Origin of the sequence: Collimonas fungivorans Ter331, from assembly GCF_000221045.1 — a bacterium.
Lineage (GTDB): Bacteria > Pseudomonadota > Gammaproteobacteria > Burkholderiales > Burkholderiaceae_D > Collimonas > Collimonas fungivorans_A.
This window is the reverse complement of the sequence record NC_015856.1, coordinates 658,348-680,897: the sequence shown is the minus strand read 5'-3', so window position 1 is coordinate 680,897 and position 22,550 is coordinate 658,348. Positions and strand designations below refer to the sequence as shown.

The window sequence follows — 22,550 nt, the reverse complement described above, 5'->3', positions numbered from 1 at the left end:
CCGGCTCCGAGACCAGCGTGTTCCACCACCCGTCCGAATTCGTCACCTTCAAGACCAGCCCGCATTTACCGGGCGTGGAATTGTATTCGGCGCGGCTGGTCGACCACGAATTTGCGCCGCATGTGCACGAGGCCTATTCGCTGGGCGCGATTGAAACCGGGGTCGAGCGTTTCCGCCACAAGGGCTCGCAGCATGTGGCCCCGGCCGGCACGCTGGTGCTGCTCAATCCCGACGAACTGCATGACGGCCACGCCGAAATCGCTGCCGGCTGGACTTACCAGATGCTGTTCATCGAACCGCAGCTGCTGCGCGAACTGACCGGCAGCGAAGCGTATTTCACCGCCGCCACCGCGCACGATCCCCAGCTCGCGGACAGTTTCCAGCTGCTGTTCAAACGCATGTGGCAGGCGCCGGACGACCTCGCCTTCATCTCGCATTTCACGGTGCTGATAGACGCCGTCACCCAGCGCTACGGTAAGAACCTGCGCCCGGTTTCCCTGCCCAGGCCCGGCCAGCCGCAACGCATGCTGGCGATGCGGCGCGTGCTCGATTGCATCGAAGCCAACCTCGACCAGACCCTGCATATCGATACCCTGGCGGCGGAAGCCGGCATGTCGATGTTCCATTTCGTGCGGGCGTTCTCGGCCGCGTTCCACGCCACTCCGCACCAATACCTGCAAGCGCGCCGCGCCACCCGCGCCAAGACCTTGCTGTCCCAGCGCAGCACGCCGACCGACGCCGCCGCCGCGGTCGGGCTGGCCGACCAGAGCCACCTGACGCGCTGGTTCAAGCGCGCCTACGGCGTCACCCCGGCGCAGTATCAACAGCAAATTGGTACAAGACCGCTCAGCTAAAAACGGGCATGATGGGTCAATATCATTACCTGTCCTCGACCCTTTCATGGCACCAATTCACTTTACCGCGCTGTCGCCCCGGCCTGCCTCATGCTGACCGGCCTGTTATGCGCCCTGGGCGCCGGCCTGATGTGGGGACTGGTGTTCATCGCGCCGCTGATGCTGCCCGACTACCCCGGCCTGATGCTGTCGTTCGGCCGCTACGTCGCCTTCGGCCTGATCGCGCTGGCGCCGGCCCTGCTTGACCGCAAGCGCATCGCCGCCCTGACCAGGGCCGACTGGCGCGCCGCGCTGAAGCTGTCGCTGGTAGGCAACCTGCTGTATTACGCAGCGCTGGCGACGGCGATCCAGCTGGCCGATGCGCCGCTGCCGACCATGCTGATCGGCACCCTGCCGGTGGTGATTTCTGTGTTTTCCAACTGGTCGCCTGGGCATGCCGTGGAAAGCGTCGCCTGGCGCCGGCTGGCGCCGTCGCTGCTGATTATCCTGCTCGGCATCCTGTGCGTCAACGCCGCCGAACTGACGCATATGCGGCTGGCAGGCAGCAGCAATACCCGCTCGATCGGCGACTATGTGCTGGGCTGCCTGATTGCAGTGGCGGCGGTCGGCGCCTGGACCTGGTACCCGATCGTCAACGCCCGCTACCTGCGCGCCAATCCGCATATCAGCCCGTCCACCTGGGCCACCGCGCAAGGCCTGGCGGTGTTGCCGCTGGCCCTGATCGGACTGCTCGGCTACGGCGCTTACCTGAAACTGACCGGCGGCTCCTATTCCTTCCCGTTTGGCCCGCGGCCGCTGCAGTTTGTCGGCCTGATGCTGGTCATCGGCCTGTGCGCGTCCTGGATCGGCACCCTGCTCTGGAACAAGGCCAGCCAGCATCTGCCGACGGCGCTGCTGGCGCAGCTGATCGTGTTTGAAACCCTGGCGGCACTGCTGTACGCTTTCATTTTCCGCGACGCCGTGCCAGGCGTGCAGGTGATGGCGGGCATAGCGCTGCTGTGCATAGGCATAGTTTTCGGTGTGCGCACCTTCCAGCATCAGATACCATAGTGGCTGCTTCCATTTCCGCAGCCGGCTGCGTTACCCCGTGAAACCTGCATTTACCCTGTCGTCCCGCTTGCTGCTTGCCTGTTCCGTACTGGCATTGCTGGCCTGCTCACCCAAATTCAACTGGCGCGAAGTGCACAGCAAGGACGCTCCTTACAGCGTGCTGCTGCCGGCCAAACCGTCAACCTTCGCGCGCCCTATCGACCTCGACGGCACGCCGGTCACCATGACCATGACCGCCGCCAAGGTGGACGACACGGTATTCGCGGTCGGCAGCGCTACCGTGCCCGACGCCGCCAAGGCGCAAGCGGCGCTGGCCGCGATGAAAACCGCGCTGGTGAAAAACATCAACGGCACCGTCAAGTCGGAGAAAGCGGCTGCTGCCGCCAGCAGTACGCAAGGGCTGTCGGCCAGCATTGATGTCGAGGCAGTCGGCACCACGCCGGGCGGCAAGGCGGAAATCCTGTTCGGGCATTTTGTCAGCAAGGACAAGGAAATCTACCAGGTCATCGTGATGGGGCCGGAAAAAGCCGTTTCGCGAGAAAATGCCGAAACTTTCATCTCCTCATTCAAACATAATTGACATTAACGCAAGAATTACGGCGCCCGGCCGTACTGTAACCACCGGTGACAGCAGTGGCGAGCCCCCCGACAAAGGGGTATTCTGTACAATGTCTTTTTTCATCAAAAACAATATTCTGAGGTTTTATGTTAGTTACATTCAAATCCAAGGCGTCGGCCGAAGTCATCATGTTTGAACACGATGCCAAACGCATCCTCGACCTGCTGAACAAAGATGTGAAGATCGGCGTCATCACGGCCGAAGAAGGCGCGGCAGCGATTGCCAAACTGGAAGCGGAAACATCGGAAAGCCGCGCCCACCCGGCATCGGACAGCGTGCAGCACGACATCGCGGCCCATCACAACGCTGCCGGCGACGACAGCGGCCATGAGCCGGTGCAGACAGTCAACTTCGCCGCCAAGATCTATCCCCTGCTGGAAATGCTGCGCGAAGCGCACAAGCATAACGACAACGTACTCTGGGGCGTTTGATGACCTCCGGTCTTGAGCGACAGCTTACGACCGCGGACGGCATCTCTCTCTTCGTCGCCGACTGGGCGCCGGCCGACGGCGTGCCGGTGGCCGGCAGCATCCTGCTGATGCACGGGCTGGGCGAACATGCCGGGCGTTACGCCCATGTAATACGTTTTTTCAACCGCTGCGGCCTGCTGGTGCGCAGCTACGATCATCGCGGCCACGGCCGTTCCGGCGGACCGCGGGGCGATGCGCCGGACGACACCGCCTTGTTGCGCGACGCCCGGCTGGTGCTGGACGATTTCAACCGCCAGGCGCAGCTGGACTATCCGGCGCTGGCGGGCAATCTCCCCTTTTTATTCGGCCATAGCATGGGCGGCCTGTTTGCAGCGCGCTTTGCGGTAGCTGCGATGGCTCCGCTGCGCGGCCTGATTTTATCCTCGCCCGGATTGGCCTTGCGCTTGAGCCGGGTGCAGCTCGGCCTGCTCAAGCTGATGTCGGCAGTGGCTCCCGGCCTGGCCTTGCCCAACGGCCTGGACGTCGACCACCTGTCGCACGATCCCGCAGTGGCCAAAGCTTATAGCAGCGATCCGCTGGTGCACAACAAGATCACCGCGCGCCTGCTGAACAGCATGCTGCGCTCCGGCGAATTCGCCCAAAGCCAAGCACACACCCTGGCGGTCCCGACGCTGCTGGTGATTGGCGGCGACGACCGCATCATCGATGCCGACGGCAGCCGCCGGTTTTTTACCGCCTTGCCGCCCGCGATCGTCACATTCCGCGACTATGACGGCATGTACCACGAGATTTTCAATGAAATCGGCGCCGAACGGGTATTTGCGGATGTGCGCCGCTGGCTTGAGGCGCAGTACCTGCTGCAGCCGCCGGCGACAGTCCAGCCGGGCCTGGCGGAAAAATTGCCGATCTGACATTCAATACGCTTGCCAGCTTAACCGTTATGGCAAAGAATTGTTACTGTCAAGCAATTCGGAAATTTCACGTTTTCCTGTCGCAATCGCCACCTAACTGTAGGTGAGCGACCATATCCCCGCTACAATCGCGTTGTTCCCATCCTGTCTAGCCGCATCATGATTTCCTTCGGCATTACCGATTTTGGCCTGTTCCTGATGGCTGTCCTGCTGCTCAACGCCACTCCCGGCCCGGATACCGCCTATATTGTCGGCCGCAGCGTGGCGCAGGGCCGGCGCGCCGGCCTGCTGTCCGCGCTTGGCATCACGGCCGGCTGCTGCATCCATGCAACCTTGTCGGCCTTCGGCCTGACGGCGCTGCTGGCAACCTCGGCCACCGCCTTCATGGCGGTCAAGCTGGCGGGCGGCGCCTACCTGGTCTATCTCGGGATCAGGATGCTGCTCAGCAAGAAAGCTGCCGCCAGCGAACAGCAGCCGCAGCTGGACCTGCGCTCGCACAAGACGATTTTTGTCCAGGCCCTGATCACCAACGTGCTCAACCCCAAGGTGATCTTGTTTTTCCTGTCCTTTTTCCCGCAGTTCGTGCGCCATGATTCGCCGCACAAGATCGCTGCCTTCTTGCTGCTCGGCGCAGTATTTTCGGTCGTCACGCTGTGCTGGAACAGCGGCACCGCCATGCTGGCCGGCACCCTGACACGGCACGCCAGCAACAATCCGCAGATCAAGCATTGGCTGGAACGCACGGTAGGCGCCGCTTTCATTGCCCTGGGCATCAAGCTGGCGTTAACTAAAAACTGAACAAGAACTGAACAAAAACCGATTTTCCAACAACCAATACCCGCAGAACCGACCTGAACCACTTGTGACCTATTCGACCCTCAAAAAAGACTCTCTCGCCTTTAGCCTGTTAGGCGCAGCCCAAGCCATCGCCCTGGTGCGCGACGGCGCGGCGCTGCCGCAGGCGCTGACCCAGGTATTTGCACAATCGGCAGCGCCGGCGCCAACGCGCGGCGCGATCCAGGACATCGCTTACCGCACCATGCGCGGCATCGGCCGCGCCGAAACCTTGCTCGGCAACCTGGCCAGCCGGCCGCCGGAACCTACCCTGCTGCATTGCCTGCTGTGCGCGGCCCTGTGCCTGCTGGCCGATGTCGACGATCCGGCTTACGAGAATTTCACGGTGGTCAACCAGGCCGTCACCGCGGTCTCATCCGATCCGCAGATGGCCCACGCCAAAGGCATGGTGAATGCCGTGCTGCGGCGTTTCCTGCGCGAACGCGAAACGCTGGTGGCGGCTGCCATCAAAACCCCGTTCGGCCTCTGGAATTACCCGGTGTGGTGGATAGACCGCATGAAAGCAGCCTACCCGCAGCAATGGCAAGCCATCCTCACCGCCGGCAATGCAGCGCCGCCGCTGACCCTGCGCGTCAACCGCCGCAAGACTTCGGTCGCCGCTTACCTGGACACCTTGGCCAGCCACGCCATAACGGCACGGCAGATCGGCCCCGATGCGATACGCCTCGACACAGCCATGCCGGTGGCCCAGATCCCCGGTTTTGAAGACGGCCTGGCTTCCGTGCAGGACGCCGCCGCCCAGCTTGCCGCGCCGCTGCTGGACCTGCAAGACGGCATGCGGGTGCTGGACGCTTGCGCCGCTCCTGGCGGCAAGACCGGCCATATCCTGGAAAGCGCCGACGTCGAGCTGACCGCGCTGGACAACAATCCCAAACGCTTGCTGCGCATCACCCAGAACCTGCAGCGCCTGCAACTCGAAGCCAAGCTGCAGCTGGGCGATGCCGGCACCGGCAGCCAGGGCGGCGACTGGTGGGACGGCCAGCTGTTCGACCGCATACTGGCCGACGTCCCCTGCACCGCCTCCGGCATCGTGCGCCGCCATCCCGACATACGCTGGCTGCGGCGCAAGACCGATACCGAGCAACTTGCAACACTTTCGGCAAAGATTCTGGACAATCTGTGGCAGATGCTACGCCCGGATGGTAAATTGTTACTCGTAACATGTTCCGTATGGCCGCAGGAATCGGAAGCCCAGGCAGCAGCCTTTGCCGCGCGCAACAATGCGCGCAGGCTGCCGGCGCCAGGGCAGCTGCTGCCGACCGCCGATGCCCAACACGATCATGATGGCCTGTTTTACGCGTTGTTCCAGAAGTGCTGACGCCCCATAGTTCCAACACCCTTTTGCGATAACTTTTTACCATACCTGAAACCAGTGACGCGACCATTGCCTCAATTCATAAAATACTGGCTGCTGGCCTTGCTGCTGGCTCTGTCTTTTAGCCCGCCGTCATTTGCATCGGATGGCGTTGAATTGAGTCAGGCCCATATCGAAGCCAGCGACGACGGCTATCGCCTGTCGGCCACGTTTTCCTTCGATCTCAACCGCGGCCTGGAAGACGTGGTGAACCGTGGCGTCACCTTGTATTTCACCACCGACGTCGAGCTGACGCGGCCGCGCTGGTACTGGTTCGATGAAAAGGCGATTACCGCCACCCAGACCATCCGTCTGCAATACAACGTCATCACACGGCGCTACAACGTTGCCATCAACGGCAGCCTGCAGCAGAGCTTCAGTACGCTGGACGAGGCCTTGTCCCTGATCCGCCGCCCCAGCCGCTGGCTGATCGCCGACAAGAGCGCGCTCAAGCAGGGCGAGGTGTACCGGGTTGCGGTGCGCATGGGCCTCGACCTCGGGCTGCTGTCCAAGCCGTTCCAGGTCAACGCCCTCAACAATAGCGACTGGCGCTTTTCTTCCGACTGGAAGAGTTTCAACTACAAGGCGGAATAGCCGTGTCGCGCGCATTACGCTATCTGCTGGTGGTAGGCGGCGCCATCGTCTGCGTCCTGCTGTTCCTGCTGTCTTCGGCGTCCTCCAATACCGATTTTTTCGACAAGCACTATACCTGGCTGCTTGGCCTGAATGTGCTGATGGCGGTGGCGCTGTTCTTGCTGGTCTGCCTGCTGCTGGTACGCCTGTACAAGCGCTACAAACGCCGCAAGTTCGGCTCCCGGCTGACCGCCAAGCTGGTGCTGATGTTCGCGCTGGTCGGCATCTTGCCGGGCGCGGTGATTTACCTGGTGTCGGTGCAGTTCGCGTCGCGTTCGATTGAATCCTGGTTCAACGTCCACGTCGAGACCGCCTTGCAGGCCGGCGTCAACCTCAGCCACGCCGCCCTCGATGCGTCGCTCAGCGATCTCAGCGCCAGGGCGCGCACGCTGGCGGCCGAATGGTCGGAGCTGTCCAATTCGGCGCAGGCAACTCAATTGGGCCGGCTCAGCGACCAGAACGTGGAAGCATCGATCGTTACCGCCAACGGCCAGGTGATCGCTTCCGTCGGCGGCCACCTGGGAACCCTGGTGCCTAGCTTGCCGACCGCCGCGATGCTGCAGCGAGCGCGTTTGCCGCGCGGTTATGCCCAGCTCGATAGCGATCTCGACGCCCCCGGCAGCAGCGGTAAACCGGTCAACGGCAATGACGCTGCCAACCTGCGCCAGCGCGTGATAGTCGCCATTCCGGCGCCGCTGAGAAGTTCGTCCTTGCAAAACGAAACGCATTTCCTGCAAATGATACAGCCGGTGCCGTCCTACCTGGCTTCCAACATCGGCCTCGTCGCCGCCGCCTCGGCCGAATATCAAGAGCTTTCGGTAGGCCGTACCGGCTTGCGCAAAATGTATACAGGAACCCTGACCCTGACCTTGCTGCTGGCTGTGTTCGGCGCCATCGTCAGCGGCTTCCTGATCGCCACCGACCTGGCCAAGCCCTTGCTGCTGCTGGCCGAAGGCACCAAGGCGGTGGCCGAAGGCAACCTGTCGCCGCGGCCGATCGTCGCCACCTCCGACGAACTGGGCGTCCTGACCCAATCCTTCAACCTGATGACGCGCCAGTTGTACGACGCCCGCGCCGCCGTGGAAAAAAACCGCAGCGAGCTGGAAAACGCCAAGGCCTACCTGGAGTCGGTGCTGGCCAACATGTCGGCCGGCGTGATGGTGCTGGACGGCGATTTCCGCCTGGTCACCAGCAACCAGTCGGTAGCGCGCATCCTGCAATACGATTTTTCGCCGCACATCGGCCAGCCGCTGACCATCATCGACGGCCTGGCCCACTTCGCCGAAGTCATCATCAACGCCTTCTCGGAACAGAACGCGCAGTTCGCCACCGGCAAGATCGGCACCGAGCTGCTGCACTGGCAGCAGCAGATCGAGATTCCGCGCCGGGTCGACAGCGGCGAGAACAGCGACAGCGACGACATCATCCTGCTGGCGCGCGGCTCGCGCCTGCCGGTAGAAAACCGCACCGGCTACGTGGTGGTGTTCGACGATATCTCCGACGTCATCTCCGGCCAGCGTTCCATCGCCTGGGGTGAAGTGGCGCGCCGCCTGGCGCATGAAATCAAGAATCCGCTGACGCCGATCCAGCTCTCGGCCGAGCGCCTGCAGATGAAGCTGGAAGACAAGCTGATGACCCAGGACGCAGCGATCCTGAAGAAAAGCACCGACACCATCGTCAACCAGGTGGCCGCCATGAAGCGCATGGTGGACGATTTCCGCGACTACGCCAAGACGCCGCCGGCGGTATTGGGCGAGCTCGACCTGAACGTGCTGGTGGCGGAAATCCTGCACCTCTACCTGGCCGGCGACGAGCGCGACATGATCCACGCCTCGCTGGCGCCGGACCTGCCGCTGATCATGGGCGACGCCACCCAGCTGCGGCAGGTGATCCATAATCTTTTGCAAAACGCCCAGGATGCCGTGCTCGAGCGCGCCGACGATGTGGCGCCGCCGCGCATCGACCTGGTGACCGAGCGCGTCAGCTATCAAAGTTCGGACGGTTTGTCGCGCACCGCGGTGCGGCTGTCGATCACCGACAATGGTTCGGGATTCTCGCCCAAGATACTGGCCCGCGCCTTCGAACCCTATGTCACCTCGAAGCCGCGCGGCACCGGCCTGGGTTTGCCGATGGTGAAAAAAATCATCGACGAACACGGCGGCCGCATCGATCTGCAGAACCGAAGCGACACAAAGGGCGCAAAAATCCTGATTTTGCTGTTAAAGTTAGCCTCGAACCACGATTCAGCTGTAATTTGATCGAGAACAGCTGCAAATTGACGATTTGCTGATATAGCATACGTATCCGGACGCGAAAATAAAATAAATAGACATTGATAACTTAACTGGGCTGTCCGAACAGTCCATACAGTGGGATTTGATGCAACAGGAAATGGGAAGGCTACCGCATGGCTAACATCCTAGTCGTTGACGACGAAATGGGAATTCGGGAATTGCTCTCGGAGATTTTAGGTGACGAGGGGCATGTAGTAACCGCCGCGGAAAATGCACAACAGGCTCGCGAATTTCGTCACGGCGGCGTGCCCGATCTGGTGCTGCTCGATATCTGGATGCCGGATACCGACGGCGTCACCCTATTGAAGGAATGGCAGCGCGACGGCTTGCTGACCATGCCTGTCATCATGATGTCCGGCCACGCCACTATCGACACCGCGGTAGAGGCGACCCGCATCGGCGCCCTGAATTTCCTGGAAAAGCCGATTGCCCTGCAAAAGCTGTTGAAAGCAGTCCAGCAAGGCTTGTCGCAAGGTCCCAAGACCGCCCGCGCGCCAACCCTGTATCCGCAGCCGGCCGCGGCTTCCGGCGAATCGAACGATACGGTGGTCACCGCCGGCGTCTTTAACAATCCGGCATCGTCGGAAGCGGCCCATATCACGACGATGCCATCGGTGGCGGTCGCCTCCGAGAGCCTGTTCTCATCCTCGTTCGGCCTGCCCCTGCGCGAGGCGCGCGACGCTTTCGAACGCGCCTACTTTGAATATCACCTGATCCGCGAAAGCGGCAGCATGACCCGGGTGGCCGAAAAAACCGGACTGGAACGCACCCACCTGTACCGCAAATTGAAACAGCTCGGGGTTGACCCAGGGAAGTTGTCCAAAAAAGGCGGATGACCCTCACCACCCTGGTCAGCGGCGGCTCGGCCGGCATGCGCGAAACCGCCATCTACGCCGCCCTGGAGCAAGACCTGGCACGGAGCGGCGTCCATCTCGGCACTGCACTCATACTGGAAGGCCTGCCTGACGGCAAAGCGGCGACGCTGCCGCCTGGACTCGATCTCGATATCAAAAGGATTGCGCCCGGCTGCTTGTGCTGCATCGGTAACCTGACCCTGCGCGTCACCCTGAACCGCCTGCTGCGCAAGCCGCCGGCACGCTTGTACATCAGCATCGCCGACAGTACGCACCTGGCGCAGTTGCGCACTTTCCTGCTGCACCCGCCCTACGACGATTTCCTTGAGATGACGCCCGATCTGGCGGTCTGACGGCCCTTTTCGGCGCTGCCGTGCGGCTATGCAGCATTTGCTTTAATATGGACGCAACTTTCCTCCGGTTTGCCTCTCTAAATATCTGCTTCGAACAATCAAAAGAATAATACCGATAGCAACCGCCTATATACACTCTTTAACAAATCCTATTAGCACTCAACAATAGAGAGTGCTAATATAATCAAGTCAAAGGTCTGATCGTTGATCTACCGGCAGCTTCAGCTGGCCGGACAGCAAGGAGAAAGAATGAAGAACCCATCCGTCAACACTGCTTTAATGCCCACCGACACCAGCGCCCTGGCGCTCGGCTTTTCCGGTACGCTGGGAAATATTGACGCGTATATCTCGGCAGTCAATCGCCTGCCGATGTTGACACATGATGAAGAAATTACTTTGGCGCAACAATTACGCGACAAAAACGACCTCGGCGCCGCCCAAAAGTTGGTGCTGTCGCATTTGCGCCTGGTGGTGTCGATCGCCCGCGGCTACCTCGGCTACGGCTTGCCGCATGCCGACCTGATCCAGGAAGGCAATATCGGCCTGATGAAGGCAGTCAAGCGCTTCGACCCGGACCAGGGTGTACGGCTGGTGTCGTACGCCATGCACTGGATCAAGGCCGAAATGCATGAATACATCCTGAAAAACTGGCGCCTGGTGAAAGTAGCCACCACCAAGGCGCAGCGCAAGCTGTTTTTCAACCTGCGCAGCCACAAGGAAGGCCTGGACGCCATGACGCCGGCCCAGGTCGATGCACTGGCCAAGACCCTCAACGTCAAGCGCGAAGAAGTGATCGAGATGGAAACGCGCCTGACCGGCCGCGACATCGCGCTGGAAGCGCCGACCGACGACGATGACGACAAGTTTGCGCCGATCGCCTACCTGTCGACCGAAGCGCAAGAGCCAAGCAAAGTGCTGGAAGCGCAACGCTACGACCGCATGCAGTCGGAAGGCCTGGAATCGGCCCTGAGCAAGCTGGACGACCGCTCACGCCGCATCGTCGAAGCCCGCTGGCTGGCCAACGACGACGGCTCCGGCTCCACCTTGCATGAGTTGGCGGACGAGTTTGGCGTATCGGCCGAACGGATACGCCAGATCGAGGCGGTTGCGCTGAAGAAGATGAAGGGTTCGCTGGCGGCGTTTGCCTGACAAAGGCACTGCCGATCTCGCAGCCCAAGCCTGCAAAAGCCCCGCCAGCCAACGCTGCCGGGGCTTTTATTTTATCCTCGAAATAGTTTCCCTGGGTGCTACACTAATCACTACTTACCTGCCGAGCACGATTCATGACGGAAGAAAAAAACATCTCCGCCTGCTCCCCAGGCGAATCGGCGTATAAAGTGCTTTTGATCGGCGGATATGGCTTTTTTGGAAGGCGACTTGCCGAACGCCTTGCGCTCGATCCCCTTCTTCATGTCACGATTGCCGGCAGAGACATGGCCGCAGCTCAGATGCTGGCGGACTCCCTGAATCGACGAACAGCAACCGAGCGATTCTCCGCATGCCGGATTGATGTGTCCGAAGCAGGACTGGCAACGCGGATCCGCGCAAGCCGGGCCGATATGGTAATCCACGCCAGCGGACCATTCCAAGGACAGGGATATGAAGTGGCTCGCGCCTGCATTGAGGCGAGAGTCCATTATGCCGACCTGGCGGACGGGCGCGATTTTGTCTCTGGCATCATCACACTGGATGCCGACGCCAGGCAAGCAGACCTGTTTGTGACGAGCGGCGCCAGTTCGGTGCCGGCCTTGTCCGGCGCAGTGGTGGACGAGCTGGCTGGAAATTTCAGCGAACTGCACGGTATCGACGTCGGCATCAGCCCCGGCAATCGCACCGAACGCGGGTTAGCGACTGTCGGTGCGATCCTCGGTTATTGCGGGGCTTCATTTCCGCAATGGCGCGCGGGACGCTGGCAGCAGGCTTTCGGCTGGCAAGGACTGCGCCGGCAGAACTACCGGGCGCCGGTTGGCGGCCGCTGGCTGGCAAACTGCGATGTCCCCGATCTTCAGCTTTTCCCCGAGCGCTATCCAGGTGTGCAACGGGTTTCCTTTGGCGCCGGACTGGAGTTGCCATTACTGCATTTCGGCGTATGGCTGATGAGCGGAATGCGCCGGGCCGGGCTGGTGCAAAACTGGTCGCGCCACGCGGCGATCCTTAAAAAACTCAGCGACCTGTTCATCCGTTTCGGCTCCGACGCCGGCGCCATGCACGTTGAGCTGGATGGGCTTGGAATCGATGGCGCAAAACAGCATCGCCGCTGGACGCTGATTGCCGCAAACGGCGACGGTCCCTATGTCCCGGTTTTGGCCAGCGCCATCCTGGCCGGCAAGCTCGCCCGCAATCAAACCACACGCCGCGGCGCATTTCCCTGCATCGGCATTCTCAAGCTTGAGGATTTCCTCGATGTCATGCAGGGACTGGCGATCACTACGGAGAGCAGCGCAAAATGAGTCCTGCGGATTCACTCTATCGCCAGGTACTAGGCGCAGACTTCGATTCGCTCGGCCGCGAACTGCAGATATTTCACAGCATGGCCGGCAACGTCAGCTTGCCGGGCAGATGCGAGGTGAAGAGCCCGCATAGCGCCATCGGACGCCTGATGGGCAAGGTATTTTCGCTGCCGAAAGCGATGGCGGAAACCGATTTCCTGTTTGAGCTGGATGCCGACTCCCGGCAAGAAACCTGGCGCCGCCACTACCCTGGCCGCATGATGATTTCGCGCATGCAGGTCAAGTCCGGAACGCTGGTTGAACGCTTGGGCCCGGTAGATTTGCACTTCAAGCTGAAGGCCGACAGCGGCCGGCTGACAATGCTACTCCAGCGCATAACTGTTTGCGGTATTCCGTGCCCGCGATTTCTCGTGCCGTCGGTGCTGGCGGAAGAAACCGCCTCCCCAGGCAAACTGCATTTCAATGTGGCGGCGCATCTGCCGCTGGTCGGCGTGCTGGCCGAGTATCGAGGCTATCTGAAAATTGAACAGGAAGAGATCGCCCTATGATCACCGCATGACTGCTGCCGTCCTTCATCAGGGACGCCCTCTACCACCATCGCATATTCGGCCGCAGCGATTCATGTTTCCTGCCGAGCGCCGAGCATTGCCTGCGCTTCATGGAAGACCCAACGGAGAATCGTTAATTGCCGGATCAAAAAAAAGCAGAACCGTACAGGATTCTGCCTTGATTGCTCAGGAACGACCGGGACGCCCTGTCGATTACTTCAATAACAGCTTCAGGTCGTGGGCAATCGGATCCGGTCCCTGGCCGTGGCGCACGAACAGGCGGATGTGGCCTTCCGGATCGAACACATAACTGCCGGCGGTATGGTCCATGGTGTAGCTGCCCGGGGTCTTGCCGGGTACTTTCTGGTAGAACACGCGGAATTCCTTGGCCACCTTGTCGGTCGCCGCCTGGTCGCCGTACAGGCCGACAAAACTCGGATCGAACGCCGGCACATACTTCGACAGCAGCTCCTGCGTATCGCGCTCCGGATCGACGGTGACAAACAGGACCTGCACCTTGCTTGCCTGCGGCCCCAGTTCCTTCATCACGTTCGCCATTTCGACCATGGTAGTCGGGCAGACATCCGGGCATTGGGTGTAGCCGAAAAACACGACGACCGCCTTGCCCTTGTAGTCGGCCAGCGTGCGCGGCTTGCCGGTATGGTCGGTCAGGGCGAAATCGCGGGCGTAGCCGAGGCCGGTGACGTCGGTGTTGATGAACGCGCTGTTGGCTGGCGACAGCGTCATTTCCTGGCCGCCGCCCGCAGGCTTGTCGCCACAGGCGATTAAAGACAAAGCCGCCAGCAAGCCGGCCACAACGACAGGAATAACACGCTTCATGTTTGCTTTCAGAATTTGAGGTAGTGGTCGACCAGCAAGGCGGCGAACAGCAGCGACAGGTAGACGATCGAATAGGCGAAGGTCTTGCGCGCGATCAGGTCGGTGTAGTGCCGGTAGATCTGCCATGCGTACCAGAGGAAGATCAGGCCCAGTATCGCCGCGCTGGCCAGGTAGATCAGGCCGCTCATGCCGACCGCGAACGGCAGCATGGTGGTCGCCACCAGGGCGATCGTGTACAGCCAGATCTGGAACTGGGTGAACTTCATGCCGTGCGTGATCGGCAGCATCGGCAGGCCGGATTTGGCGTAGTCGTCGCGCCGGTACATTGCCAGCGCCCAGAAATGCGGCGGGGTCCAGACGAAGATGATCAGCACCAGGATCCAGGCTTGCATCGGCACGTCGTTGGCGATTGCAGCCCAGCCCAGCGCCGGCGGCATGGCGCCGGCCAGGCCGCCGATGACGATATTCTGCGGCGTCGCCGGTTTCAGGATGATGGTGTAGATGATGGCGTAGCCGAGGAACGTGGCGAAGGTCAGCCACATGGTGAGCGGATTGACGAAGTTGTACAGCACCCACATGCCAGCCCCGCCGATGACGCCGGAAAACACCAGGGTCTGCGGCACGGTGATTTCGCCGCGCGCCATGGGCCGGCGGGCGGTACGCGCCATGCGCGAGTCGATTTCACGCTCGACCAGGCAATTGATGGCAAAAGCGGCGCCGGCCAGCAGCCAGATACCGATGGTGGCGGCGATCAAACGTTGCCAGTCCGGCAAGCCTGGCGTGGACAGGAACATGCCGATCACCGCGCAAAACACCGCCAGCTGCGTAACGCGCGGCTTGGTCAGCGCCCAGTACTGGGCAATTCGATTAGGTGGTACGGTCAAAGCGGTCATGGATGCGGGTTGAGGCGGTCAGCGATTACTGGATGGCTTGGCGCCCCAAAAACCGGAGATACGCCAGGAGCTAGTCTAGTCTTATAGTTTAACATGACCAGCAACAGCAGCAGCAGCGCCGCACCACCGTTGTGCGCCACGGCGATAGCCAGCGGCCAGTTCAGGAAAATGGTAGACAGACCGGTAAGCAATTGCAAGCCGACAACGATCAGCAGCCAGCGGCCGGTTTTTTGCAGGCCCTCGGTGCACAAGGCTTTGCCAGCCAGCCAGACAACGAAGGCGATCACCACGAAAGCGAAGCTGCGGTGAGTCCAATGGATTGCCGTCAGGGCCTGGAACGACAGGAATTCGCCGTCGGCGGTCATGCCCAGGTGGCGCCACAGGGTAAAGCCGTTGGCGAAATCCATCTGCGGCAGCAGCGCGCCATGGCAGGTAGGAAAATCGGTGCACGCCAGGGCAGCGTAATTGGTGCTCACCCAGCCGCCCAGCGCAATTTGCAGAATCAGCAGCAGCAGGCCGGCCAGCGCCGGCTTGACCAGGCCGGCGGCACTGGCTGCCACCGGCGCGTGGCCGCTCTGGCGTGCGCCCAGCCAGGTCAGCATCGCCAGCAAGGTCAGGCCGAGCAGCAGATGGGTGGTGACGATCACGGGCTGCAGTTTTTGCGTCACGGTCCAGGCGCCGAAAGCGCCTTGCAGACAGACGAACAAGAACAGCCAGGTCGGAAACCACGGTGAAAACTTGCTGTCCTGTGGCACAGCCGATTTGCGCGCCTTGAACCAGCGCATCCAGGCGATCGCCATCAGGGCGATGATCAGCACGCCGACCCCCATCGCAAAATAGCGGTGGGTCATTTCGATCCAGGCTTTCATCACTGTCACCGGACCGGTCGGCATGGCTTCCTGGGCGGCGCTGATATGTTCGTGCGCCTGCAGCGGATTGGAGTGGCCGTAGCAGCCGGGCCAGTCGGGGCAGCCGAGGCCGGAATCGGTGAGCCGGGTGAATGCGCCGAACATGATCAGGTCAAAGGTCAGGAACAGCGTCACCCACACCAGCTTGCGGTATTTATCGGTGTCGCTGGAAACCCAGACCACGCAAAACGCCAGCAAGGCCACCAGCAGTCCCATGCTGCCGAGCTGGATTAACATTGGCGTTGTCATCGCAAACTCATCCTATCGCCGACGCCCGCAGCAGCTTGGACAGGTCTTTTTTCACTTTGCTTGGATCGGCGTCTTTGGGGAAACGCATCATCAGGTGCCCGCGCGGATCGATCAGGTAGATGTGATCGGCGGCGCTGGTGCCGGCTTCGGTCGGCAGCCAGGCTTTCAGCAGCTCCGGCTTGACCCGCAACAGCCTGGTGCCGTCGTATTCGCGCATCACCATGGTCGGCAAAGGCTGGTCGTCGGTAATCAGCCAGACCCGCTCGATCCTTTCCATTTCCTTGCCCTGCATCAGGCGCAGCTGGCGCATTTCGAACAGCTTGTCCTGGCAGGTTTTGGGGCAAGCGCCGCCATCGGCCTGCAGCATCAGCCATTTGCCTTGGTAGGCGTCGAGCGTAAGCGGCTTGCCGTCGAGCGCGGTGCTGCCCAGCTCCGGCACGGGATAGTCGCGCGGATCGAGCAGCTCGCCGTAGTTATTGCGGCTTTGCGGCTTGATCACGTAGTAGGTGAGATAGGAAGCAATCATGGGCGCTGCGCATACCGCAATCACCGCGAACAGTTTCCAGCGGCCGCCCCAGCGCGGTTTATTCTCAGCCGGACTGGGCTGGCTTGTCGGTGTTTTCTGGTCCACGTCTAAATCCTGTCACAACAAAAAAAATCAAGGCCATCGCGGCCAGCGCATACCACTGGAACGCGTAGCCGCGGTGCTTTTCGATACCGAGCGAGGGCCGGGGCCAGTCGCGCAGCAAATGGTCTTCGGTGTTGCTGGTCTGCTCGATCACGAACGGCTGCAGCTTGAACTTGCTGGCAGTGGCAAATTCGCTGACCGCCAGGTTCTGCACAATCGCCTGAGGGCGCAAGGGAGCGGCATCGCCCAGCTGCAGGACATGGCCGAAATCGCGCCTGACCAGCCCTTCTATCTCGACCGTGCCGGCCGGCGTCGGGTAAGACGGCAGCTTGCTGCGATCGGCCGGATCGCGCGGCAGCCAGCCGCGCGCCACCAAGATGTAGTTAGCCACCCCCGTGTCCGACGCCGCCAGCTTGAACGGCATCAGCACATAAAAGCCTGCCACGCCGTTCAAGGGACGGTTGTCGAGATAGACCGGCCAGCCGGCAATAAATTCACCGCGCAGCGCCATGCGCCGAAACTCCAACTGGTCGACGTCCTGCACCTGTAAGGCAGCGCCAAGCCTGACGGTGGCGTCGGCTTCGCGCCGCAGCAGCCTGCTTTCAATCGCCTGCTTCTGGTCGCCGCGCCGGGTTTGCCATTGTGCCAACGCGATGCCCAGCACCACCAGCAATACGGTCACCACGAAGGGGACCGGCCGAAATCTGAACCTGAACCGGAATCCGATTGGCATTACAATAGCGCCTTAATCAATGTTTCCCCGTGTTTCCCCGGCCTGCCTATGAAAATCGTCGTCGCCATCGCCTTCATCCTGATTATCGGCAGCCTTGCCTCGGCGCTGGTGTTCCTGATGCGCGACAAAGGTAAAAGCAACCGCACGGTGCAAGCCCTGACCATGCGCGTCGGCTTTTCAGTCGCCCTGTTCATCCTGCTGCTGGTCCTGTACAAGCTCGGTTATATCCAGCCGACCGGGCTGCACTAAGCCCAGCGCTGCAAGAATCCACAGTAAAAAAGGCCGCACCGAAGTGTGGCCTTTCTTTTATGCGCGCTTGATCCGCTTGGCTGTTACAGCCAGTACACCACGACGTACAGGCCAAGCCAGACCACGTCCACAAAGTGCCAGTACCAGGCCGCGCCTTCGAATGCGAAATGGTGTTCCGGGGTGAAATGCCCTTTGAGCACACGGAACAGCACGACCGACAGCATGATGGCGCCGATGGTGACGTGGAAACCGTGGAAGCCGGTCAGCAGGAAGAAGGTCGAACCGTAGACGCCGGAAGTCAGCTTCAGGTTGAAGTCGCTATACGCTTCGATGTATTCGGCAGCCTGGAAGCCCATGAAGGTTGCGCCCAGCGCGATCGTGACAAACAGCCAGAATGCGGTCTTGCCGCGGTGGCCGGCGCGCAGCGCGTGGTGGGAAATGGTCAGCGTGACGCCGGAAGCGAGCAGCAAGGCGGTGTTGATGGTCGGGATCGGGAACGGCCCCATGGTGCTGAAGGATTCGATGGTGCCGGCCGGGCCTGCATTGCCCCAGTGCGCGGCAAAATCCGGCCACAGCAGCTTGTTGTCCAGATCGCCCAGCCACGGCATGGCAATGCTGCGGGCGTAGAACAAGGCGCCGAAAAACGCCGCGAAAAACATCACTTCGGAGAAGATGAACCAGCTCATGCTCCAGCGGTACGAGGTATCGATGCGCGCGCTGTACATGCCGCCCTCGGATTCACGGATGGAATCGCCGAACCACTTGTAGAGCACCACCAGGAACGACAAGATGCCGATAGCGCACAGCTCAGGGCCCCACACGACGCTGTTGACCCATGCCGCGGCGCCGGCCATCGTCGCCAGCAGCGCGAGGCCGCCCAGCACCGGCCACCTGGATGGTCCAGGGACGAAATAGTATGGCGCACTACCTTGTTGAGAACTCATTTCCATCTCCCGATACAAATTTAATTAGTTTCTGTCAGTCAGTACAATTACGGTACTACGGCACTGCGTTTATTTAGCGACAACCAGTTTCACGATGGTGATCAGGATCGCAATGAAAATCAGGGCGCCGAGTATGCCGGCGATCACTACATGCACTGGATTCAGGCTGGCGGCATCGTTTTCATAATCTTTTCTCTTGCGCACGCCGAAAAACGACCAGAATACCGCTTTCATGGTGGCGCCAAATGAGGCTTTACGGCGGCTTGCTTGCTCCAGGTCCGACATTTGATACCTCTCGTTATCCGGCTAACCCTGCTGCTGAACCGGCCCAAATCAGCCCAAATCAGCCTGCCTTGTCCGGCTGCCCTGCAATTTCAAAGAACGTATAGGACAGCGTGATCAGCTTTACATCTTTAGGTATAGCAGGATCTATGTAAAACACCACCGGCATTTCCTTGGCCTGGTTCGGGCCCAGGGTCTGCTGGGTAAAACAGAAACATTCGACTTTCTTGAAGAAAGCCGCCGCCTGCTGCGGCGCATAACTTGGAATCGCCTGGGCATCCATCTTGCGCGACTGCTTGTTCACCACCTCATACACCACCTGCGTCATTTCGCCCGGATGCACCTGCAGGCTGCTGACCGTCGGCCTGAAACGCCAGGGGCCTTGCGAATTGCCGTCGAATTCAACGGTAATCGTGCGGCTCTTGTCGACCTGGGTATTGGCCGGCGCTTCCACTGTGGCGTCTTTCGGCGTCAGGAAATTGACGCCGGTGACCTCGCAGATCTTTTTATATACCGGCACCAGGCCATAACCGAAACCGAACATCAATACCGCAATCACCAGCAGCTTGCCCAGCATTTGCTTGTTCAGCTTCCGCGATTCGACCTTGCCCTGGTTTGCTTGGCTATCTGCAGGATCGGCCATTTACTTGAACCACAGCATCTTGACGAAAATCGCGATGAAGAAGCTCAACGCAAGCAGGCCTACCAGTAATCCGGTACGCAAGTTATTCGGCTTTTTTTGATTGCTCATTTTGCTCAGTCATGCAGCGCCGACGGGCTTGCTGCAGCCCGCCGCTGCCGTTATTTAAAGGTCGGTGGCGTTTCGAAAGTATGGAAAGGCGCTGGGCTAGGCACAGTCCATTCCAGTCCTTCGGCGCCGTCCCATGGCTTGTCGGCTGCTTTCTTGCCGCCCTTGATCGATGGAATGATCACGAAGAACAGGAAGTAGACCTGGCTCAGGCCGAAACCCAGGGCGCCGATCGAAGCCAGCATGTTGAAATCGGTGAACTGCGCCGGGTAGTCGGCGTAGCGGCGCGGCATGCCGGCCAGGCCCAGGAAGTGCATCGGGAAGAACGTGACGTTGAACCAGAACAGGGAATTCCAGAAATGGATCTGACCGCGTCTTTCGCTGTACATGAAACCGGTCCACTTCGGACTCCAGTAGTAGTAGCCGGCGAACAGCCCGAACAGCGAGCCTGCCACCAGCACGTAGTGGAAATGGGCCACCACATAGTAGGTATCCTGCATCTGGATATCGATCGGCGTCACCGCCAGGATCAGGCCGGTGAAACCGCCCATGGTGAACACGAAGATGAAGCCGAGCGCGAACAGCATCGGTGTTTCGAATGTCATCGAACCGCGCCACATGGTAGCGATCCAGTTGAAGATCTTGACGCCGGTAGGCACCGCGATCAGCATGGTGGCGTACATGAAGAACAGCTGCGCAGTCACCGGCATGCCGGTGGTGAACATGTGGTGGGCCCAGACGATGAACGACAGGATCGCGATCGACGCCGTGGCGTACACCATCGATGCGTAGCCAAACAATTGCTTGCGGGCGAATGCCGGGATGATCTGCGACACGATGCCGAACGCCGGCAAGATCATGATATAGACCTCGGGGTGGCCGAAGAACCAGAAGATGTGCTGGTACATCACCGGGTCGCCGCCGCCGGCGGCGTTAAAGAAGGAAGTGCCGAAATGACGGTCGGTCAGGGTCATGGTGATGGCGCCGGCCAGCACGGGCATCACGGCGATCAGCAGGTAGGCGGTGATCAGCCAGGTCCAGCAGAACATCGGCATCTTCATCAGCGTCATGCCAGGCGCGCGCATGTTGAGGATGGTGGTGATGATGTTGATCGAACCCATGATCGACGACGCGCCCATGATGTGGATGGCGAAAATCGCCATGTCCATGCCAGGGCCCATCTGGGTCGACAGCGGAGCGTACAGCGTCCAGCCGGCAGCAGTCGCGCCGCCCGGCACCAGGAACGAGGTCAGCAGCAGCAAGGCAGCCGGCGGCATCAGCCAGAACGAGAAATTGTTCATCCGCGCAAACGCCATGTCGGAGGCGCCGATCTGCAGCGGGATCATCCAGTTGGCGAAGCCGACGAAGGCCGGCATGATCGCGCCGAACACCATGATCAGGCCGTGCATGGTGGTCAGCTGGTTGAAGAATTCAGGCTTGAAGAACTGCAGGCCGGGCTGGAACAGCTCGGCGCGGATCAGCAGCGCCAGCACGCCGCCCGACAGCAGCATGGTGAACGAGAACCACAGATACAAGGTGCCGATGTCCTTGTGGTTGGTAGCGAACAGCCAGCGCCGCCAGCCGTGCGGATGGTCGTGGTGCGCGTGGTCGTCGTGAGAATGATCGTGTGCGTGATCGACTGCGGTAGTGCTCATCTCAATCTCCTAATTTACTTACGCGCAGCCAGCACTTCAGCTGGTTGGACAATATTTTCCTGAGCCTTGTTGGACCAGTTGTTACGGGTGTAGGTAATCACCGCAGCAATTTCGGTATCCGACAGCACGGCTTTCCAGGCTGGCATCTGCATGGTGCCGGTGACTTTGCCGTTCAGCACGACGTTGATTTGTTCAGCACGCGGGCCGTTGACCACCGGGTCGCCGTCCAGCGCCGGGAACGCGCCAGGCACGCCCTTGCCGGTAGCCTGGTGGCAGACCGCGCAGTTGGCGGTGTAGACTTTTTCGCCGCGCTGCTTCAGCTCGTCGATAGTCCATGTCTTGCTCGGATCGTCTGCCTGCGCAGCCATTTCCTTTTTCTTGCCGTCGACCCAGGTCTTGTAATCGGCTTCGCTCAGCACGTTGACCACGATAGGCATGAAAGCGTGGTCCTTGCCGCACAGTTCAACGCACTGGCCGCGGTAAGTACCGACCTTTTCTGCCTTGAACCAGGTATCGCGCACAAAACCGGGAATCGCATCCTGCTTGACGCCGAATGCCGGAATGCCCCAGGAATGGATGACGTCGTTGGCGGTAGTGATGATGCGGACCTTCTTGTTGACCGGGACCACCATCGGATTGTCGACTTCGATCAGGTAGTTGTCGTTCTTGACCTTGGTCGAATCCACCACTTGCTCGTGCGGCGTCGACAGGTTGGACAGGAAGGAAATGCCGGCGCCATCGCCGTTGAGGTAGTCATAACCCCATTTCCATTGCATGCCGGTGACCTTGATCGTGACGTCGGCGTTGGAGGTATCTTTCATCGCCACCACGGTCTTGGTGGCAGGCAGGGCCATGCCGATGACGATCAGGAAAGGCACCACGGTCCAGGCGATTTCGACGCCGGTGCTTTCGTGGAAGCTGGCCGATTTGTGGCCGAGCGATTTGCGGTGCTTGAGAATGGAGTAGAACATCACCCCGAAAACGGCCAGGAAGATCACCAGGCAAATGATCAGCATCAAGTGATGCAGGTCATAGATTTGCTGGGCAATTTGCGTTACCGGTGGTTGAAAGTTCATCTGCAGCACCGCTGGACCACCCGGACTATCGACCACCGCCCATGACGGCATAGCTGCCGACAAGAGCGAGGCACCGAGCATCAACGATATAAGGCGCTTCGCATATTCCATGATTTCCTCAAAAGCCCAAAATTATAAT

25 protein-coding genes are annotated in these 22,550 nt (G+C 60.5%); 15 read left to right on the top strand and 10 right to left on the bottom strand.

Annotated features, from left to right (window positions below; all coding sequences use genetic code 11):
• Positions 1-17 precede the first annotated feature (17 nt).
• The 14 genes from CFU_RS02975 (at position 18) to CFU_RS02910 (ending at position 13,206) form a co-directional block, all read left to right on the top strand.
• Positions 18-854: an AraC family transcriptional regulator gene (locus CFU_RS02975; protein WP_041741148.1), complete on the top strand. Its 837-nt coding sequence runs from the start codon at positions 18-20 to the stop codon at positions 852-854.
• Between the two features lie 90 nt (positions 855-944).
• A complete protein-coding gene (locus tag CFU_RS02970) occupies positions 945-1,904 on the top strand; it encodes a DMT family transporter (protein ID WP_014004569.1) in 960 nt (319 codons plus the stop codon).
• A 37-nt stretch (positions 1,905-1,941) separates the two neighbouring features.
• Positions 1,942-2,484, top strand: a complete 543-nt coding sequence (locus CFU_RS02965; protein WP_238531393.1) for a hypothetical protein — start codon at positions 1,942-1,944, stop codon at positions 2,482-2,484.
• A 125-nt stretch (positions 2,485-2,609) separates the two neighbouring features.
• The gene (locus CFU_RS02960; protein WP_014004567.1) at positions 2,610-2,954 is read left to right on the top strand and encodes a DUF1840 domain-containing protein; all 345 of its coding nucleotides are present in this window, start codon (positions 2,610-2,612) and stop codon (positions 2,952-2,954) included.
• Positions 2,954-3,865, top strand: a complete 912-nt coding sequence (locus tag CFU_RS02955) for an alpha/beta hydrolase (RefSeq protein WP_041741147.1) — start codon at positions 2,954-2,956, stop codon at positions 3,863-3,865. The genes CFU_RS02960 and CFU_RS02955 overlap by 1 nt, the downstream gene beginning before the upstream one ends.
• Positions 3,866-4,024: 159 nt before the next feature.
• Complete coding sequence (locus CFU_RS02950; protein WP_014004565.1) at positions 4,025-4,663, top strand: LysE family translocator; 639 nt, start codon at positions 4,025-4,027, stop codon at positions 4,661-4,663.
• Between the two features lie 64 nt (positions 4,664-4,727).
• On the top strand, positions 4,728-6,038 hold the full coding sequence (gene rsmB / locus CFU_RS02945; protein ID WP_014004564.1) for a 16S rRNA (cytosine(967)-C(5))-methyltransferase RsmB: 1,311 nt from the start codon (positions 4,728-4,730) through the stop codon (positions 6,036-6,038).
• 66 nt (positions 6,039-6,104) lie between these two features.
• Complete coding sequence (locus CFU_RS02940) at positions 6,105-6,668, top strand: DUF4390 domain-containing protein (RefSeq protein WP_238531392.1); 564 nt, start codon at positions 6,105-6,107, stop codon at positions 6,666-6,668.
• A 2-nt stretch (positions 6,669-6,670) separates the two neighbouring features.
• Entirely contained in the window at positions 6,671-8,965 is a 2,295-nt protein-coding gene (locus CFU_RS02935; protein ID WP_014004562.1) for a sensor histidine kinase, read from the top strand.
• Positions 8,966-9,114: 149 nt separating this feature from the next.
• Positions 9,115-9,837, top strand: coding sequence for a response regulator (locus CFU_RS02930; RefSeq protein WP_014004561.1), 723 nt, complete (start codon positions 9,115-9,117; stop codon positions 9,835-9,837).
• Positions 9,834-10,208 (top strand): hypothetical protein, encoded by a 375-nt coding sequence (locus CFU_RS02925; RefSeq protein ID WP_014004560.1) that lies wholly within the window; start codon positions 9,834-9,836, stop codon positions 10,206-10,208. Before CFU_RS02930 ends, CFU_RS02925 begins: the two co-directional genes overlap by 4 nt.
• Positions 10,209-10,457: 249 nt before the next feature.
• Positions 10,458-11,357: an RNA polymerase sigma factor RpoH gene (rpoH, locus tag CFU_RS02920; protein WP_014004559.1), complete on the top strand. Its 900-nt coding sequence runs from the start codon at positions 10,458-10,460 to the stop codon at positions 11,355-11,357.
• A gap of 134 nt (positions 11,358-11,491) precedes the next feature.
• Positions 11,492-12,658 carry a saccharopine dehydrogenase family protein gene (locus CFU_RS02915; RefSeq protein WP_014004558.1) on the top strand — a complete coding sequence of 389 codons (1,167 nt, stop codon included), beginning with the start codon at positions 11,492-11,494 and terminating at the stop codon, positions 12,656-12,658.
• Positions 12,655-13,206, top strand: coding sequence for a DUF4166 domain-containing protein (locus CFU_RS02910; RefSeq protein WP_014004557.1), 552 nt, complete (start codon positions 12,655-12,657; stop codon positions 13,204-13,206). The genes CFU_RS02915 and CFU_RS02910 overlap by 4 nt, the downstream gene beginning before the upstream one ends.
• Positions 13,207-13,419: 213 nt before the next feature.
• Here the strand turns inward: CFU_RS02910 and CFU_RS02905 are convergent, their stop codons facing one another.
• The 5 genes from CFU_RS02905 to CFU_RS02885 are packed head-to-tail and all read right to left on the bottom strand — an operon-like array spanning position 13,420 to position 17,409.
• Positions 13,420-14,046, bottom strand: coding sequence for an SCO family protein (locus CFU_RS02905; RefSeq protein ID WP_014004556.1), 627 nt, complete (start codon positions 14,044-14,046; stop codon positions 13,420-13,422).
• Between the two features lie 8 nt (positions 14,047-14,054).
• Positions 14,055-14,939 (bottom strand): heme o synthase, encoded by an 885-nt coding sequence (gene cyoE, locus CFU_RS02900; RefSeq protein WP_014004555.1) that lies wholly within the window; start codon positions 14,937-14,939, stop codon positions 14,055-14,057.
• Positions 14,936-16,096, bottom strand: a complete 1,161-nt coding sequence (locus tag CFU_RS02895) for a COX15/CtaA family protein (protein ID WP_014004554.1) — start codon at positions 16,094-16,096, stop codon at positions 14,936-14,938. Before CFU_RS02895 ends, cyoE begins: the two co-directional genes overlap by 4 nt.
• A gap of 7 nt (positions 16,097-16,103) precedes the next feature.
• Positions 16,104-16,727 (bottom strand): SCO family protein, encoded by a 624-nt coding sequence (locus CFU_RS02890; RefSeq protein WP_014004553.1) that lies wholly within the window; start codon positions 16,725-16,727, stop codon positions 16,104-16,106.
• Positions 16,687-17,409 (bottom strand): SURF1 family protein, encoded by a 723-nt coding sequence (locus CFU_RS02885; RefSeq protein ID WP_337999062.1) that lies wholly within the window; start codon positions 17,407-17,409, stop codon positions 16,687-16,689. The genes CFU_RS02890 and CFU_RS02885 overlap by 41 nt, the downstream gene beginning before the upstream one ends.
• A 96-nt stretch (positions 17,410-17,505) precedes the next feature.
• On the opposite strand from CFU_RS02885, the gene CFU_RS02880 reads away from it, so the two are divergent.
• The gene (locus CFU_RS02880; protein ID WP_014004551.1) at positions 17,506-17,706 is read left to right on the top strand and encodes a twin transmembrane helix small protein; all 201 of its coding nucleotides are present in this window, start codon (positions 17,506-17,508) and stop codon (positions 17,704-17,706) included.
• 83 nt (positions 17,707-17,789) lie between these two features.
• Here the strand turns inward: CFU_RS02880 and CFU_RS02875 are convergent, their stop codons facing one another.
• The 5 genes from CFU_RS02875 to coxB form a co-directional block, all read right to left on the bottom strand.
• On the bottom strand, positions 17,790-18,650 hold the full coding sequence (locus tag CFU_RS02875) for a cytochrome c oxidase subunit 3 (RefSeq protein ID WP_041741144.1): 861 nt from the start codon (positions 18,648-18,650) through the stop codon (positions 17,790-17,792).
• Between the two features lie 69 nt (positions 18,651-18,719).
• On the bottom strand, positions 18,720-18,935 hold the full coding sequence (locus tag CFU_RS02870; protein ID WP_014004549.1) for a DUF2970 domain-containing protein: 216 nt from the start codon (positions 18,933-18,935) through the stop codon (positions 18,720-18,722).
• Positions 18,936-18,993: 58 nt separating this feature from the next.
• Positions 18,994-19,575 carry a cytochrome c oxidase assembly protein gene (locus CFU_RS02865; protein WP_014004548.1) on the bottom strand — a complete coding sequence of 194 codons (582 nt, stop codon included), beginning with the start codon at positions 19,573-19,575 and terminating at the stop codon, positions 18,994-18,996.
• Between the two features lie 158 nt (positions 19,576-19,733).
• Positions 19,734-21,335 (bottom strand): cytochrome c oxidase subunit I, encoded by a 1,602-nt coding sequence (ctaD, locus tag CFU_RS02860; RefSeq protein WP_014004546.1) that lies wholly within the window; start codon positions 21,333-21,335, stop codon positions 19,734-19,736.
• Between the two features lie 14 nt (positions 21,336-21,349).
• Complete coding sequence (gene coxB, locus CFU_RS02855) at positions 21,350-22,522, bottom strand: cytochrome c oxidase subunit II (protein WP_014004545.1); 1,173 nt, start codon at positions 22,520-22,522, stop codon at positions 21,350-21,352.
• Positions 22,523-22,550 lie beyond the last annotated feature (28 nt).

Coding starts and splice junctions, on each gene's coding strand:
- CFU_RS02970 (WP_014004569.1), top strand. CDS start 945: ATGCTGACCGGCCTGTTATGCGCCCTGGGCGCCGGCCTGATGTGGGGA.
- CFU_RS02895 (WP_014004554.1), bottom strand. CDS start 16,096: ATGACAACGCCAATGTTAATCCAGCTCGGCAGCATGGGACTGCTGGTG.
- CFU_RS02950 (WP_014004565.1), top strand. CDS start 4,025: ATGATTTCCTTCGGCATTACCGATTTTGGCCTGTTCCTGATGGCTGTC.
- rpoH (WP_014004559.1), top strand. CDS start 10,458: ATGAAGAACCCATCCGTCAACACTGCTTTAATGCCCACCGACACCAGC.
- CFU_RS02865 (WP_014004548.1), bottom strand. CDS start 19,575: ATGGCCGATCCTGCAGATAGCCAAGCAAACCAGGGCAAGGTCGAATCG.
- CFU_RS02960 (WP_014004567.1), top strand. CDS start 2,610: ATGTTAGTTACATTCAAATCCAAGGCGTCGGCCGAAGTCATCATGTTT.
- CFU_RS02870 (WP_014004549.1), bottom strand. CDS start 18,935: ATGTCGGACCTGGAGCAAGCAAGCCGCCGTAAAGCCTCATTTGGCGCC.
- CFU_RS02915 (WP_014004558.1), top strand. CDS start 11,492: ATGACGGAAGAAAAAAACATCTCCGCCTGCTCCCCAGGCGAATCGGCG.
- ctaD (WP_014004546.1), bottom strand. CDS start 21,335: ATGAGCACTACCGCAGTCGATCACGCACACGATCATTCTCACGACGAC.
- cyoE (WP_014004555.1), bottom strand. CDS start 14,939: ATGACCGCTTTGACCGTACCACCTAATCGAATTGCCCAGTACTGGGCG.
- coxB (WP_014004545.1), bottom strand. CDS start 22,522: ATGGAATATGCGAAGCGCCTTATATCGTTGATGCTCGGTGCCTCGCTC.
- CFU_RS02905 (WP_014004556.1), bottom strand. CDS start 14,046: ATGAAGCGTGTTATTCCTGTCGTTGTGGCCGGCTTGCTGGCGGCTTTG.
- CFU_RS02925 (WP_014004560.1), top strand. CDS start 9,834: ATGACCCTCACCACCCTGGTCAGCGGCGGCTCGGCCGGCATGCGCGAA.
- CFU_RS02875 (WP_041741144.1), bottom strand. CDS start 18,650: ATGAGTTCTCAACAAGGTAGTGCGCCATACTATTTCGTCCCTGGACCA.
- CFU_RS02910 (WP_014004557.1), top strand. CDS start 12,655: ATGAGTCCTGCGGATTCACTCTATCGCCAGGTACTAGGCGCAGACTTC.
- CFU_RS02930 (WP_014004561.1), top strand. CDS start 9,115: ATGGCTAACATCCTAGTCGTTGACGACGAAATGGGAATTCGGGAATTG.
- CFU_RS02880 (WP_014004551.1), top strand. CDS start 17,506: ATGAAAATCGTCGTCGCCATCGCCTTCATCCTGATTATCGGCAGCCTT.
- CFU_RS02955 (WP_041741147.1), top strand. CDS start 2,954: ATGACCTCCGGTCTTGAGCGACAGCTTACGACCGCGGACGGCATCTCT.